Origin of the sequence: Streptoalloteichus tenebrarius, assembly GCF_024171885.1 — a bacterium.
GTDB classification, from domain to species: domain Bacteria; phylum Actinomycetota; class Actinomycetes; order Mycobacteriales; family Pseudonocardiaceae; genus Streptoalloteichus; species Streptoalloteichus tenebrarius.
In genome coordinates this window covers 49,608-65,383 of the sequence record NZ_JAMTCP010000039.1, presented here as the reverse complement: position 1 = coordinate 65,383, position 15,776 = coordinate 49,608, and the positions used below count along the sequence as shown (strand labels likewise).

11 protein-coding genes and 1 pseudogene are annotated in these 15,776 nt (G+C 68.4%); 9 read left to right on the top strand and 3 right to left on the bottom strand.

Annotated features, from left to right (window positions below; all coding sequences use genetic code 11):
- The 6 genes and pseudogenes from LX15_RS25330 to LX15_RS25305 all read left to right on the top strand — a co-directional run.
- A partial coding sequence (locus LX15_RS25330) for a transposase (RefSeq protein WP_301304616.1) occupies window positions 1–324 on the top strand: 324 nt, incomplete at its 5' end.
- A 336-nt stretch (window positions 325–660) separates the two neighbouring features.
- A complete protein-coding gene (locus LX15_RS25325) occupies window positions 661–2,424 on the top strand; it encodes a HEAT repeat domain-containing protein (protein ID WP_253672163.1) in 1,764 nt (587 codons plus the stop codon).
- 124 nt (window positions 2,425–2,548) lie between these two features.
- Complete coding sequence (locus tag LX15_RS25320; RefSeq protein WP_253672162.1) at window positions 2,549–3,730, top strand: zinc-dependent alcohol dehydrogenase; 1,182 nt, start codon at window positions 2,549–2,551, stop codon at window positions 3,728–3,730.
- A 133-nt stretch (window positions 3,731–3,863) separates the two neighbouring features.
- Window positions 3,864–5,306 (top strand): HNH endonuclease, encoded by a 1,443-nt coding sequence (locus LX15_RS25315; RefSeq protein ID WP_253672161.1) that lies wholly within the window; start codon window positions 3,864–3,866, stop codon window positions 5,304–5,306.
- Between the two features lie 90 nt (window positions 5,307–5,396).
- Window positions 5,397–6,665: pseudogene (locus tag LX15_RS33260) on the top strand (DNA/RNA helicase domain-containing protein); the annotation flags it as partial.
- Between the two features lie 110 nt (window positions 6,666–6,775).
- On the top strand, window positions 6,776–7,273 hold the full coding sequence (locus LX15_RS25305) for a DNA/RNA helicase domain-containing protein (protein WP_253672160.1): 498 nt from the start codon (window positions 6,776–6,778) through the stop codon (window positions 7,271–7,273).
- A 687-nt stretch (window positions 7,274–7,960) separates the two neighbouring features.
- On the opposite strand, the gene LX15_RS33255 is transcribed toward LX15_RS25305, so the two are convergent.
- The gene (locus tag LX15_RS33255) at window positions 7,961–9,466 is read right to left on the bottom strand and encodes a hypothetical protein (protein ID WP_253672159.1); all 1,506 of its coding nucleotides are present in this window, start codon (window positions 9,464–9,466) and stop codon (window positions 7,961–7,963) included.
- Between the two features lie 618 nt (window positions 9,467–10,084).
- Here LX15_RS33255 and LX15_RS25295 point away from each other — a divergent pair.
- Window positions 10,085–11,107: a hypothetical protein gene (locus LX15_RS25295; protein ID WP_253672158.1), complete on the top strand. Its 1,023-nt coding sequence runs from the start codon at window positions 10,085–10,087 to the stop codon at window positions 11,105–11,107.
- Window positions 11,108–11,732: 625 nt separating this feature from the next.
- Here the strand turns inward: LX15_RS25295 and LX15_RS25290 are convergent.
- A complete protein-coding gene (locus tag LX15_RS25290; RefSeq protein WP_253672157.1) occupies window positions 11,733–13,160 on the bottom strand; it encodes a DHA2 family efflux MFS transporter permease subunit in 1,428 nt (475 codons plus the stop codon).
- 128 nt (window positions 13,161–13,288) lie between these two features.
- Here LX15_RS25290 and LX15_RS25285 point away from each other — a divergent pair, with 128 nt between their 5' ends.
- On the top strand, window positions 13,289–13,990 hold the full coding sequence (locus tag LX15_RS25285) for a TetR/AcrR family transcriptional regulator (RefSeq protein ID WP_253672156.1): 702 nt from the start codon (window positions 13,289–13,291) through the stop codon (window positions 13,988–13,990).
- Between the two features lie 9 nt (window positions 13,991–13,999).
- A complete protein-coding gene (locus LX15_RS25280; protein WP_253672155.1) occupies window positions 14,000–14,959 on the top strand; it encodes a hypothetical protein in 960 nt (319 codons plus the stop codon).
- 60 nt (window positions 14,960–15,019) lie between these two features.
- On the opposite strand, the gene LX15_RS25275 is transcribed toward LX15_RS25280, so the two are convergent.
- Entirely contained in the window at window positions 15,020–15,709 is a 690-nt protein-coding gene (locus LX15_RS25275) for a TetR/AcrR family transcriptional regulator (protein WP_253672154.1), read from the bottom strand.
- Window positions 15,710–15,776 lie beyond the last annotated feature (67 nt).

The following is a 15,776-nucleotide window of genomic DNA, read 5'->3' as shown; positions in this document are numbered from 1 at the left end:
CTGCTGATCATCGCCGACAAGGGCTACGTCTCCCGCGAACTCGACCACTTCCTCGCCGAGCGCGGGGTCCGGTTGATCCGACCGTCCTACCGCAACCGGACCCCGCATCCCGGCGAGCCGCTGCTCAAGGCCGTCCGCCAGCTGATCGAGTCGGTCAACGACACGTTGAAAGGCCAACTCGACCTGGAACAACACGGCGGGCGCACCATCGAGGGCGTCGGTGTTCGCATCGCCCAACGACTCCTGGCCTTAACGGCCGCCATCTGGCACAACCGCGCCACCGGCCAGCCCGTCACCCGCTCCCTGACCGCCTACGACCACTAACCCCAGTTACGCATTACTCGTCTAGGCCTCCGCGAAAGCACCCGCTGGTCCCCGGCGCGCCGCGCCCGTCGCCCCACTGTTGGCCGCGGCGTGACGCGAACGGCGCATCCGGCCCCGCCCTCACGGGTTCGCGGCGCGACGAGCCCGCCGCCCTCAACACCCCGTCCGACTGACGGGGACGGTCCGAACGAGGGATCACCAGGGCGTGGCCCGGGGAAACGCCCCGGGACGGCGGACAATCGCGGTGCGGCCTGGCCGACCTCGCACGGTCCACAGCGGGGGTGGCGGCGTGGGACGTCATCGCCGTCGCCCCTTCGGCGAGCGAAGGAGCTGTCGATGGGGATCCTGGGACGACTGCTGTCACCGAACATCGGCAAGCTGCGGCGCGCCGGCGACCTGCCGGCGCTCGTCGCCGCCCTCGGCCACCCGCACGAGCGACACGTGCGGCGGGAGGCCGCCTTCGCGCTCGGTGAGCTGGCCGACCCCAGGGCGCTGGAGCCGTTGGTCGCCGCGCTGGAGGACCCCGCGCTGGACGTCAGGGTGGCCGCCGTCAAGGCCCTCGGCGAGATCCCGAACCCGCGCGCGGTGGAGGCGCTGCCGGCGCTGCTCGACAGCGTCGTCGCCGAGCGTCAGCGCTGGGTCGCCGAGATGAGTTCGGAGCGCCACCAGAAGGAGATGCGGGACGGACGGCGGGTCAGCTACGACCCGGAGCGCGACGCCGCCGACGTCGACCTCCAGATCGCGAACCTGTGCCAGGGCGTGGTCGAACTGGCGGCCAAGGCGGGTGGCCCGCTGGCGCCGCACGTCGTGATGCGCGTGTTCATCGACCGCGACGACCTGGACCCGCGGTGCATCGAGATCCTGCACTCGCTCAAGGCCGTGCGCCAGCTCGTCGAGGCGGCCCAGTACTGGGGCGACGTGGACGCGGTCGCGCGGCTGGGCGAGTTCGCCGAGGACGAGCGGGCGTGGCGGGTGCTCGTCGAGTCGTTCCGGCGGGGCGCCCCTGCCGCGCGCCGGCTCGGCGCCGTCACCGCGCTGCGGCAGGCCCGGCACCCGCAGAAGGCCAACCTGCTGGTGGTCGCGCTGCACCGCGAGCTGACGCGCCGCGTCAGCGGCGACTGGCTCGGCTACGACAGCCGGGGCCACGAGCTGTCGGTCGACGTCGTGCTCGGGCTGGTCGAGGTGTTGGGCGAGCTGGGCGAGCGCGTCGGCGTCGAGCCGTTGGGGCGCCTGCTCCACCTGCGCGACCCGAGGATCGCGCCCGAGGACCGCCGACGGGTCAGCCTGCGCGCCGTCGAGGCCCTGGGGCGGATCGCCGACCCGGCCGCGGCGGAGGTGCTGGTCGGCGCGACCCGGCACGAGGACAGGGAGGTCGCGGTCCTGGCGGTGCGGGCGCTGCACGCCAGGGGCGGGCCCGGCGTCGTCGGGCTGATGACCGGGGTCCTCGCCGAGGCCGGGCCGGGAGTCGCGGCGGAGGCGGCGCTGTTCCTCCGCCAGCACGCGCAGGCCGGGGACGCCGAGGCCCTCGACGCGCTCGTCGCCGCCCTGTCCTCGACCGAGGACCACGTCGTGGACGCGGCCGCGGCCGCCCTCGACGGCATCCCGGCCGAGCGGGTCACCCCGGTGATCATGAACGCCGTGCTGGGCGCGTGCCCGAGGTCGCGGTCGGCCGTCGCGACCGCCCTGCCCCTGGTCGGCGCCACCCGGCTCCGCCCGCTCGTCGCGCTGGTCGAGGGGCTGGCCGAGTCCGACAGCCCGGACGTCGACCCGCACCGCTGGCTCCGCGACCAGGTGATTCCCCGCCTGAAGGACGCCCTGTGCCGGTACGCGTCGGAACTCCCCGTCGAGGACCTGCGCTTCTTCGCCGAACTGACGCCGGTCACCACGTCGCGGCGCTCGACCGAGCTGCTGGAGCCGGGGGACGACGAGTTGGGGATCCCGCCCACCTGGGCCAGGGAGATCCACACCGTCGACTGGGACACCGTGCCGCAGCTCGCCGCGACCGAACTCGCCGGACGGGGAGCCCACGGGGGCACGGTGGACGGCAGCCTGCACCAGGACGTGCGCAGCGGCTCCATCCGGGCTGGCGCTCCTGAGTGACTCGCGTGAGGGCCTCGCTCCGGCCCGCGACCGCGTCACCGCGTTTCGGCGCGAGGGCGAGGGGTAGTCCCCCAACGGCCGCCCCCCTCGGCCGGGGCCGGCGCGCGGCCGGAAGGAGCACGCGATGAAGGCAGTGGTCTGGCACGGCAAGCGTGACGTGCGGGTGGACAGCGTCCCCGACCCGACCATCCGGGACCCCCACGACGCGATCATCCGCGTCACCACGTCCGGCATCTGCGGATCGGACCTGCACCTGTACGAGGTGCTCGGTCCGTTCATGGCCGAGGGCGACATCCTCGGGCACGAGCCCATGGGCGTCGTCGAGGAGGTCGGGCCGGCGATCACGGGGCTCCGCACGGGCGACCGCGTCGTGATCCCGTTCCAGATCGCCTGCGGCCACTGCTTCATGTGCTCCCAGGGGCTGCCCACGCAGTGCGAGACGACCCAGGTGCGGGAGCAGGGCATGGGCGCGGCGCTGTTCGGCTACAGCAAGCTCTACGGCCAGGTCCCCGGCGGGCAGGCCGAGTACCTGCGGGTGCCGCAGGCCCAGTTCACCTCCATCAAGGTGCCCGACGGACCGCCTGACGACCGCTTCGTCTACCTCTCCGACGTCCTGCCCACGGCCTGGCAGGCCGTCGAGTACGCCGCGATCCCGCCCGACGGCACCCTGGTGGTGCTCGGGCTCGGCCCGATCGGGGACATGTCCGCCCGGGTGGCGCTGCACCGCGGCGCCTCGCGCGTCATCGGCGTGGACCTCGTCCCCGAGCGCCTGGAGCGCGCGCGGCGCCGGGGCGTCGAGGTCCTCGACCTGCGCGAGCACGACGACGTCGCCGCCACCATCCGCGACCTCACCGACGGGCGCGGCCCGGACTCGGTGATCGACGCCGTCGGGATGGAGGCGCACGGCTCACCCGTCAGCCGGCTCGCCCAGCAGATGGCCGGGATGCTGCCCGACCTGGTCGCCCGGCCGCTCATCCGCAGGGCCGGCGTGGACCGGCTCGCCGCGTTCCACCTGGCGATCGACATCGTGCGGCGCGGCGGCACCGTCTCCCTGATCGGCGTCTACGGGGGCATGAGCGACCCGCTCCCGATGCTCACCCTCTTCGACAAGCAGATCCAGCTCCGCATGGGGCAGGCGAACGTCAAGACCCACGTGAACGACATCCTGCCGCTACTCACCGACGACGATCCCCTGGGCGTCGACGACTTCGCCACGCACCACGTCCCCCTCGACGACGCCCGCCACGCCTACGAGATCTTCCAACGCAAGCAGGACGGCGCCGTCAAGATCCTCCTCCGCCCCTGACCCCCGTTCCCGCACCACGGTCGCGAGTTCGATGTCAGAACTCGCTCCACCTTGTCGGCGGCGCTGCCTATCCTGCGGATCATGGCTGTCGCTGACCAGTTCCACGTCATCGAACACGAGCCAGCATCCCCAGTTGCTGCTGCAGCCCCGTGGACAGAAGCGCCAGGCCAAGGAGCACTACGAGAACTCCATCCGCCGAGGCGTGGCGCTCGAGAGCCTCAGGCCACTCCTCGGGAAGGACTACGAGGTACTGAGGCGGCTCTACCCCGACGGTGTCGCCAGGCTTTGGGGGTCCACTCCCCCGAAGAAGGAGAACAACGCGAAGGCCAGGGCGATCCGGGAGAGGAAGCCCGGAGACCAGGTCCTCTTCTACGCCGACAAGTGCTTCTTCGCCCGCGCGACGATCGCGCACCTGTTCGACAACGAGAGCGCGGCCGAAGCCGTCTGGGGAATCGACGACGAGGACGACGGTGGGGCGACCTGGAAACACATGATGGCGCTGGTCGACGTGGAGGAGTTCACCGTCCCGATCCCCAGTGAGCAGGTCGGTGTCCAGTCCCCTCTCCGCGGTCTCACCCTCGTCTCCCAGTTCGAACAAACCTTGATCGTCGAGCTGCTCGAACGGCAGCGGAGGACTTTGGTCAGCGCCTCCGAACCCTCTTCCACGCGGAACACCGCCCCAGGCGCCGGTCCCAGGCACCCGGACGTCGTCTCCCGCTTCGTCGGAACGGAGACTCACAGGCAGGACGAGACGAAGGGGCAGACCGCCATAGCCCTGTTGTGGCTCATCTCCCGGTATGTGGGCGACGACCGCAAGCGGTTCGCCTGGTCCGAGTTCCAGGAGACGACCGAACGGCTGTGGGACGAGTTCGCGCCTCCTGCTCGACCCGGGGTGACGGAACGCGTGTTCGTGCAGCTCCGGGAGAACCGTCTCTGGGACATCTCCGGCATCCGTCTGGAGAACGGCTTCAAGCCGACGCCGGGATGCTTCGACGGAGACGATCCGAGCGCGGTGCTCACGCCGGACGTCGTCTCACTGCTGAAGAAGCCGTTGGCGCGCGCCGACATCATCGCGCTGCTCCGACGCCACAGGCTCACCGGCCTTCCGGACCACAACGCCCTTCTGGACAGGGTGGGGCTGGGGGGCTACGCCACGGCGAGCGGACAGGACGGAGAGATCCGTCGTCCGGGGCGCAGGGCGGTCACCGCCGACAAGATCGAGCGGAACCTGAAGAACGTCGAGACGCTGAAGTCGCTGCACGAGCAGCAGTGCCAGGTGTGCGGCATACAACTGGAAACGATCGGCGGCCTGTACAGCGAGGCAGCCCACATCCGGGGGCTGGGCAGGCCCCACAACGGGCCCGACGTCCTGACCAACATGTTGTGCCTCTGCCCCAACCACCACGCCCAGTTCGATCGACTGGGGATCTACATCGACGAGGACTGGACGGTTCGCCGAACTCGTGACCAGTCCGAGGTGGGCGTTCTCCGCCGCCATCCCCACCACGAGATCGACCAGGAGCACATCCGGCACCATCGGGCGCTGTGCGGCCGAGACGTCGGAGCGGATTCCTGAATCAGCCGAGCCGAGTGGCTCGACTCCGAGTCGATCGACCAGTGGCGGAGCGGACGGCACACGGTCCAGGACGGCGTTGAGGGGACGCGGATGGCGTGGGTCAGGGGAAGCGCGGGAGAACTCCATGACAAGGCGAGGCGCGGCGACCTGCACCGGGAGATCGCCCGGAAGCGGTGGGAGCTGCTTCGAGAACCTTCGACCGGACCCGAGTTTGTCGCGTGGAAGAACAGCCTCGAAGCGCTGCTCTCCGATCTGGTCGCCGCCGGTCTCGCCCACGTCGACGTGCTCGTGGAGTACAAGCTCCCTCTGACATCCAAACGAGTCGACGCCGTCCTCTGCGGCACGTCGCCGGACATCAGGGACCCGGTCTACGTCCTGGTCGAGCTCAAGCAGTGGTCCGATATCCTCCGAGCGGAGGGCGACCGCGTCTACCTCTTCCGCAGCTCCGAAGCGAGGCTGCATCCGCTGAAACAGCTGGACCAGTACCGGGAGTATCTGGTCGATCAGGTCTCGATGGTCGCGGACCACGTTCATGGCTTCGCCTACCTCCACAACGCCAGCCGAGCGCTGGGCGACAGACTTCGGTCCCTGCACCCGGGCTCACCGAGCCAGCTCTTCACCCAGTCCGAGCAGGGTGCGTTGCGACGCGCCCTTCGCGGCCTGATCGACCCCGACCCGAGCTCCCGCACCGACGCGGCCGAGGCCGCGGACGATCTCCTGAACGTCAAGGCGGTACCAGCCCCGACGCTCCTCCGTTCGGTGTCGAAGGACCTTCGCCGTCGCGACCTCTTCGTGCTCCTGGACGAACAGCGGGTGGCCTACGACCTCGTGATGCGGGCGGTCGAGCGCGCGCGGACGGCCCGGCAGCAAACCGTCGTGATCATTGTGGGAGGACCGGGGTCCGGGAAGAGCGCGATCGCGCTCAGCCTGCTCTCCGAACTGACGAAGACCGGGCACGGCGCCTACCACGCCACGGGATCGAAGTCCTTCACCAACACTCTTCGCCGTTACATCTCCGCCGGCACCGGGCGCTCGGAGAAGGTGTTCAAGTTCTTCTTCGACTTCTCGGACGCCAGGCCGAAGCAACTCGACGTGCTCATCTGCGATGAGGCCCACCGCATCCGCAGGGAGAGCACGAACAACGGCGGCAGTCGCAACTCCCGACGGAGGCTCCAGGTCGAAGAGCTGATCGACGCCGCACTGGTGACGGTCTTCCTGCTCGACGAGCACCAAGCCGTGCGCCCCAACGAGCAGGGAAAGGTCAGTCGGATCGAACACGCGGCGAGGGCCGCGGACTGCCGAGTCGAGAAGGTTCACCTGGAGGGGCAGTTCCGGTACGGGGGGTCGAGAGCGTACGACACGTGGGTCCTGCGTCTTCTCGGCCTGGCGGCGGCGAGACCGGCTCGCTGGTCGGCATCCCACTCCGTCGACGGCGGCTTCTGGTCCGCACAGCGCGCAGTCCCCAGGAGATGGAAGCCTGGCTCCAGGAGCAGGCGAGGCTTCGCGGCGGCTCCTACCGACTCACCGCTGGGTTCTGTTGGCCGTGGAACCCCCCGACCCGGCAGCAGGGGCGCGTGGTTCTCCCGGCGGACGTGAAGATCGGCGACTGGGCCCGGCCGTGGAACGCCAAGGAGGAGACCGCCGACGCTCCCGGTTCCGACTTCTGGGCAACCGAGGAGCGAGGAGCGGGCCAGGTGGGCTGTGTGTACACCGCCCAGGGGTTCGAGTACTCCTGGGCCGGCGTCATCTTCGGCCGGGACCTCGTGTGGCGCAACGGCCAATGGATCCCCCAGCCGAGGTACTCCCACGACACCTCAGTAGCCCGTAAGGCCAAACCCGTGGAGTTCAACCAACTGGTGCGGAACGCCTACAAGGTCCTTCTCACGCGCGGCATGCGCGGCGTCTGCCTCCACTCCGTCGACCCCGAGACCCAAGCCTTCTTCGAGTCCCTGGCTCCGCCGGTCTGACGAGCCTTCGTTCAGACGATCACGAAGAGCCCCAGGTGATGATCTCGCTACCACCCAGGGGTGGGGGATTCTGAGCTCGAGATTCCAAAGCTACCGACGCTTTGAGGTTGGCGGCGCCGAGATAAGCGAAGAAGGTCGTGCTCTATCGTCCTCTGGTCCCCAGATGAACCGCCAGCCCTGAGCAGAACAGGACACAATCGAGCGGAGTCGTACTCTGGCCACGTTGGTCGCGTGCGGAGACCATCATCGGCGTCTACCATGCCGCTCGCTCGATGACCGAACGAGACGCGACGTGGTGGTGTGCGGGGGGGCTGCGGGTTGGCCCCCCTCTGCGATGTCACTGATGGTCGGTGCTCGAGCATTCCTGGCGATCCACCACCTGTTTCTGCGCCACAGCTCCCTACTGCGGTCGAGCACGGAGCCTCCCGGTGACGCCCACGTTGCTCACCAAGAGTCGAATGTGACCGCCAAGCAGAAGTACTAACTCGTATTGTTGGTGTATAAGCTAAGCCGATCACTGAGCGCACCGGGGGCAACAGTCGCTCGAGCAAACCGCGCTGTGCTCAGGCGCGACTGACCTTCTAAGCTTCTGAGCCGCTCCGAGGCCGTTGGCGCGTTGCCGAGTTCACGACCAGACAGCGAGCTGGACCGCCGTGCCACCACAAGAAATTGCCACAATGACAGGAGTCAAAGCTCTCCCCGAGTGACGTTCTTCCCGGATGTCTTCGCCAGACGAAGGGCGACAAACGCTTTTTGACAATCCCGCCCGTATCCACATGACATACCGACGTCGTGCGTCGAACGAAACACTTCGACGGCGTCCTCGAACGCGGCTAGCGAGGCTCGAGGGAAGCCGAATATCGCACTGTCCCCTCCCGACGATATAAGGTCGACCCCAGGGACCTCCTGCACCCGCCGAAGTAGGCGATCGAAAGCAGAGCCAAATTTTTCGCTATACGCCGTCGCCGACGACAGGTCCCCCTCGAGCAGTTTCCTCTCCATTCCACTCCCAATATCGTCACCATCGACTATGGCAATGATGTCGTATTCACTGGAGACGTTGACGGTGGACGCCTCCGGGAGCGTTGGGTTCCAGGAAATCAACTTGCTTCCCTCGGGAAAGAGAACACCAGCCGCGAAGGCGAGAATGGACGGCCCTTGCATGAAGATCCGAACCGGCACTTCATTGCTGCCGTAAGTTTCCATGCAGCATTTCTCATACGCCTCCTGGATCCGATTTACGAAACCCTCGGCGTTTCGATTTCGTAGACCATCAATCAACAAATCCGATGAAATCGATATGATCAGAGCGTGGTCGCACACGTCGTCACGGTTCGCGACATAACCACTGGGAGCCTCGCCGCTCGCCGCCTTCAAGGCAGAGTCCTTGAAGGACTGGTAACCTTTCGCTGCGTTTTTTCCTTTCGCTGCGTCCTTTTCTTTCGCCGCGTACAGCACAATCGCAAGTTTCGGCCTTCTCCGCGCCCGTTCGTGCGCGGCACCCAGAGCCTCGACTTCGATCTGCACATCCACGGGATCTGCTTTGGACGTTCGAGTGACCTTACTGAAGTCCAGCTCGAAGATCTCTCCCTCACGTCGCTCGTAATCCGAGACAGACCTCACCCGCACGGCGAGATTCGAGCCGACAGCCGCCCGGTCACCGGGCGCCGCGAGAGGATCGCTCTCGTCCCATATTTTTGATACGCGCTGCCCCAGGACGAACGATTCCTCCAGATGGCAGCGCAGATAGAGAAAGACGGTCGGCTTATAATCGGCCTGTATCCTCATTTCCTCCAATCGGTACTCAATCGTCCGAAGCATCCAATCCACCCGGTCATGAATGCTCCCTTCGCCTCTGTCCGGCCCCGCCCGGAACCATCCCTTATGGCTACGACTCAGCCTCTGGTTCAATAACCGAACAAGGTCCTTGTGGCGTGTCTCCCTGTCTCCTGGCCGTTGAAGCTCGACGTAGACGGCGATTCCCTCCTTCCGCTTGTCAACGAACCAAATTACCGCGGCACACACAACGGCTCCGAGCCATACGACCAGAAGAAATGCCGCGCTTACATTCACCGAGAGGTCAGGAATCGCGCCAACCGTAAGCGCGACCGCCACCCAGAACACCAGCTGTCGCGCGTCTCCAGTCCAGTGCCTCAACTCAAATCTCTTGCGCGCCATTCCTATCTCATCCACAACTCAAGTGTCACGTTATTCCAGCGGCAGGTGAGACACTACAACACATACGCCCCCCTGTACACCTTGTTACTATTCCAAGACCCCTGGCCCCATCTTTCATCTACTTTCGACCATTGGAACGACGGGATCTGAGCCTACTCCCCTTGGCAGGCGTATCGCGGGGCGGCGCCCCTGTGCTCGCCACTGTTCGACTAACGCCTCCGGTCCGCCATCGCCCATGGACGTCCAGAGTTGTCCTCTCTCTGGCGTCACTTACCATCCCGTCCACATAGGCAGAGTAGACAGTGGAGTTCTTCGCTGGACCCCATACATGCTGGCCCCACGCAGGGCGAGGGCCACACAGCCCCAGGGTGGATGCCATAGAGCCCATCAGGGACTCATCCCACGGTATGGCGGGGCTATACCTCGCCGGCCACGACAAGGCAGGCGACCATCCCCCGTTGCCGGCCACGTAGTCCCCTGTGGGGTGCATCCCCTCCAGCAACGAGTTCAGAACGTGGTCCTCGGGCTTCTGAGCTAGCCGGCCGTGCCCGCCTGTCACCCGATCGTGTGAAGATCAGGGGTGTGACGGGCCCGGGAAGGAGGGTCCGACGAGCCCGGGGACAGGTGCCAACCGTGCGCGTAGCGCTGCAACCAGCCAGCCTTCAGGATCGAGACGTACGCCAGCACTACCTGGACACCATCGAGAACCTGGTGGTCTTCGACCATCACCGGGATCTCCTCCGCTCAGAGGTGCTGGATGAGCTCACAGAGCGTTTCCCCGACGGACAGGCTCGGATGTGGGGCGTGGTACCCGGCAAGAACGGCGCGAACGTCAGCAAGGCGAAACGACTACAAGCCGGCGACTTCGTCCTGTTCTACGGCGACAAGAAGCTCTACCTCGCCGGTACCGTGGCGGTGCGGTGGGAGAACCAGGCGCTGGCCGAACGCCTGTGGGGCCTGGACCACAGGAATCAGACCTGGGAATACATGTACGCCCTCACTGACGTGCGGCAGATCGCGGTCCCCATCGAGGAGGTTCAGCCGCTGCTCGGATGGAGTGCCAAAGCGGTCGTTCAGGGCTTCAACATCTACGAGGGCGCCAAGGCCGCAGGCCTGCGGGAGCTGTGCAACCTGAGCGTGGCCGATGACGCGGTTCCGGAGGACGAGGAGCTGGTCGGCCCGGAGAACGACCCGGACCACCAGCGGCAGGCAGGTTCTTCCGCAGGGACGTCCTTCGACGGGCCCACTGACAGGACCACTACCCGGCAGGTTCGTCGGGAGCAGGCGGCCCTCAAACAGCGTCTTCGGGAGTTGGGTAAGGACATCTGCGCCCTGTGTGGGCGGTCGATACCAGCGGATCTGCTTGTTGCGGCTCACATCAAGAAGCGCTCGAAGTGTGATGAGAAGGAGCGCCTCGACTTCGACAGGGTCGGAATGCTGGCGTGCCTGCTGAACTGTGACGCTCTGTACGAGCGCGGGTACATCTCTGTCGACCGTGGCGGAAAGCTTTTGATCAGCGCCAAGGTCGAGGGATCACCGGAGCTGAAGACGCAGGTGAAACTTCTCCTCGAAGGACGTATCACGCCGTGGTGGACTGAGGAGAGGGAACGGTACTTCGAATGGCACCGCACCCACGTGTTCCTCCAGATGCTCTAGCTCGCGCGGAGAGCGAGCCGGACCATGGTGTCCCTTCCGCTGAGCCAAAGCTCGCGATGCGGATATCGGCCCACCCGCCCCACGAACTCGGTGCGCGGGTAGGCCGCCGTTGCTCCCCGGCGCCTGGACTGAGCGGTTGGGGCGCTTGGCATCGGATGCTGACGGCTCCGACAGCTGGTCGAGTCGGGCCGGAACGGAGGCGCTACCGGTTTCCCCAGGCACGACCTGCGCTAGGGGCCAACCACTCGGGAATGGACCGCCATGGCGGGGCCCACCGCTCGCCGCCCCGTCCTCAGGTCTCCCCAAGGGGGTGGCCTGCTGTGACTCGTGGATGGCATCACCCACCTCGCTGTGGTGCGGCCGTAGGAGTAGGGATGCCGCAGCGGCACGGCCGCGGGGGACCAGGCTCAGGCGCGGCTCCCGGGCGGGCCCTGGCCACCGACGACCAGAAGGGAATGGAAGCTATTGCGCCCCACGAGCTGCGACATCGGTCTGCTCCACCCGTAGACCATGGGCCATATGGGCCTGTGACGGTGGGGCGCCGCCGCGCGGGCGACCCGGGCGAAGGGCGTGGCCGACATGGAGGCCGCGCCCTTCTCGCGTCCCTCCGAGTCCAAGGGCAGCCCTAGGCGCGCGCGTCCGGCCTCGCTGCCTCGGCCGTCGCGGGCCTGCCGGGAAGGAACCATCCCGCGACCAGCACCGCCACCGCCGCGGCGCACACCCACCAGGAGGCGGTCTGGAAGGACTGCACCGCGGTGTGGGCGCCGCCGGCCTGACGCTGCACCAGCATGGCGACGACGGCGACACCGAGCGAGGCGCCGAGCTGGTTCACGATGTAGAGCGCCGAGGTGCCCTGTGCGACGGACTCGCCGGGCAGCGTCCGGTACAGGGATCCCATGGTGGGCGCGCCAATGAGCCCGAGGCCCACCCCGGTGGCGAACGCGCAGGCCCCCAGGAGCACTTCACTGGTCGTAGCCGTCGCCTGGGTGTGGACCAGGGCGCTCAGGGCGATGACGCACGCGCCGAGCGGGGCAAGCCGCCTGGCCCCGACCTTGTCGCTGAGCCGCCCGGCCACCGGCATGGCGAGGAAGGAACCGACGCCGAGCGGGGCGAGCAGGAGCCCCGCCGCGAGGACGCCGTGGCCGCGCACCTCCTGCTGGTAGAGGGGGACGAGGAACAGCATCGAGAAGAGCATGACGCCGGTGAGCCCCATCGTCGTCACGCTGGCGGAGAAGCCGCGGCCGCGGAAGAGGTGGAGGCCGATCAGGGCCCTGGCGCCCGCCCGCACCGCGTGTAGCACGTACCCGGCGAGCAGCACGGCTCCCAGCGCGAGCGCCCCGAGCACGGGAGCGGTGCCGAAGCCCGCCTCCTCACCGGCCCGCGAGAGCGCGAAGGTGAGGACGGCGAAGGCGGGCCCGAGGAGCGCGAGCCCGATCACGTCGAGCGGCGCGGCCGGGTGCCCCCTCCTGGGTGGGTCGGCCGGAACGACGCGCAGGGACAACAGGACGGCCAGCAGACCGACCGGGATGTTCACCAGGAACATCCAGCGCCAGCCGAGGCCCTCGATGATGAGGCCGCCCAGGACGGGGCCGAGGACGGGGCCGAGCGGGATGACGACGCCCATCAGTCCCATGACCCGGCCCACGCGCCCCGGACCGGCGGCCCTGGCCAGCACGGTGAGCATGATCGGGTCGAGCATGCCGCCACCGAAGCCCTGGACCACCCGGAAGACGACCAGGCTCTCGACGTTCCAGGCGAGACCGGAGGCCAGCGAGCCGGTGACGAAGAGCCCGAGGCCGAGCAGCCACATCTTCCTGCTGCCGAAGCGGTCGACGGCCCACGCGGTGAAGGGGATGGCGAACGTGACCGCGAGGAGGTAGCCGGTCGCCACCCAGCCGACCGCGCTGAGGGATCGGGCGAAGTGCTCACTCAGCGTGCCCATCCCGACGTTCACGATCGTCCCGTCGAGCAGGCCCATGAACCCGCCCAGCAGCACCACGGCGATCAGCCGTAGCAGCGCTGGGTCCAGACGATCAGCGCGTGCCCCCGCCATCAGCCCCTCCAGTTACACTGAGTAATAATGAACCAGTCAGTTCAATCTAATGTTCGAACCAGTCAAGCACAACTACCGAGTTCTGAAGAATGAACTCACCAGTTCAAAAGGACGAGTAGGATGCCCGCATGGCCGGACCGCACCCCTCGACGACGGACAGCCGCCACACGCCGCGCGGCCGCATCGACAAGCGGAACGCGATCCTCGAGGCCGCGTTCGCCGTGTTCGCGAGGGACGGGTACGCCAAGGCGTCCGTGGACGCGATCGCCGACGCGGCAGGGGTCGCCAAGCCGACGGTCTACAACCACTTCGGCGGCAAGGAAGGGCTCTTCCGTCAGGCCGTGTCCACCACGGCCGAGCGGGCCACCGCCCGAAGCCTCGCCGTCGTCCACGGCCTCGGCAGCGACGTGGACGACCTGGCGCACGCGCTGCGCGAGGTGGGGTACCGGCTCCTGCTCTGCTACACCAGCGAGGAGGCGTGGGCCCTGCGGCGCCTGCTGCACGCCGAGATCTCCCGGTTCCCCGACGTCTTCGACACGGTCAGGGGCAGCGGCCCCGACCAGTTCTCCGAAGCCCTCGCGGACCGCCTCGCCCGACTCGCCCTGGCGGGCCGGCTGCGTCTCGAGGACCCGGTGCGGGCCGCCGAGCAGTTCGTCGCGCTGCTCACCGGGCCGGTTGAGGGCCGCTCCGCCCTCGGCACCCGCCCGGTGTCCGACCAGGAGCTTCGGGACACCGTCGCCGCCGCCGTCGAGACCTTCACCCGGGCCTTCGCCGTCCCGCGCGGACGGCTCGGGGACGGCCCCTCATCCGGCCAGGAGGCCGCTCTCTAGCGTCGACCCATGCGAATCGACGATCTTGCGGAACTCACCCACGCCTGGGGCGAGATCCGCGAGGACTACGACACCCTCTCCGACGACGAGTACGACCGGCGGGCCCTCGACTGCGCCGCCGCACTCGCCGCCGACCCGAACGGAGAGACGGCGTACGTCTGGACGCTCGGCCTGGTGCTCATGGCCCCCTACCTCGCCTGGTCCCTCGACGGCACCGGCAAGCCGGAGGCCGTCGAGGCGCTGCGGGCCACCGACCGCGCGCTGCGCGACCAGCCCTGCGCCCACGACGAACACCCCTACCTGGAGCACGAGAAAGAAGCCGACCTCTTCCTCCCCGACCAGATCCTCGGCCTGGCGGACCCGGCCGCCGAGTGGGAGGAGAACCACACACGGGAGGAGTGGCTCTGCCCGCGCAACGTCGCCGGCTTCGCCCGCATCGCCCTGGACATCCTCGAGCCCGGCTCAGTCCAGGACGTTCCGCCCCGCCTCCCGGCCGGCGCCGAGGACGCCATCGAGACCCTCACCGCCGTGCTCCACGGCTATCCGCGGCCCGGGACCGACCTCGACTCGGCCCTCACCTCACCAGCCCTGGACCTCGCCGACGCCGCGCCCGAGGACCTGCCCGGACACCTGCTGACGGTCCGGGCCGTCACCGCACACGTCACCTCCGGCGCGTTCGACGACGCCTCCGTGCTCGACGCGCTCATCCGCGCCCTGGAGGCGACGCTGCCCCGCCTCGCGGCGGCGACATGCGACCACGGGCACCACACGGAGCCGCCCCGAGGCGCGCCCGCCCTCGCCGAACTCGGCATCGTCCTCGCCTCACCCGGCGGGCGCGCCCGCTACGCGCTCAGGCGCCGGGAGGGCCGGGACGCTCCGCTGGAGGAGCTGCGGTGCCCGGTCTTCCTCGCCTCGATCGCGGAGAAGTCGCTGGACGCCCTGCGGACGCGCCGCGCCCAGCTCGTGTGAGGCCGGTCCCCTACCCCGGAGCAGAACGACGCTTAGGAAACAGAGCGGCTTTCCGGGCCGTCACCCGCTGTGTGCCTCGATCCCGTCGAGGATGGTTTCGAGGCCGATGCGGAACGACGCGTCGTAGTCGCTGTTGCCGAGATCGGCGTGCCGGGCCAGCGTGGGGTGCAGTGCGCCGCGGCTGTCGAGGTACTGCTGTGCCTGGCGGCGCAGTTCGACCTCCGCCGCGGTGTCGCGTTGGCTGCTGCGCCAGGTGTTCTCCGCGGCCGTGTACCCCTGGACGTAGTAGGTCAGCGCCGCAACGGCGGCGTTGAGCCGGGCCTTCTCCAGTCCGGCCCGCTCCAGCAGCGAGTACACCAGCTCGGACCGCGCGAGGGCGTTGGGGCCGAGCAGCGGGCGGGTCGCCATCAGCGCGGGCAGCCAGGGATGACGGCGCATCACCTCCCTGCTGCGGGTCATCTGCGCACAGAGGGCCTCGCGCCAGCCCAGGTCCGCGATCCCGGCCACGTCGATCTCGGCGATGACGGCGTCCGCCGCCAGGTCGAGGACGTCCTCCTTGCTCCTGACGTACTCGTACAGCGACATGGTGCCCGCCCCCAGGCGGGCGGCCAGGCGCCGCATGGACAGTGCCGCCACACCGTCGGCGTCCAGCAAGGCGACCGCCGCGTCGGTGATCCGTTCCCGGGACAGGCGGGGCCTGCGCTCGGGTTCCTCGGCGAACCAGATCTCCCCCGGACGTGGGTGCGGCATGCCCCCGCTCCTTCCGTACAACGTACGGAAAACCGTACAGCTAGCTTCACTTGGCGACCAGACCACG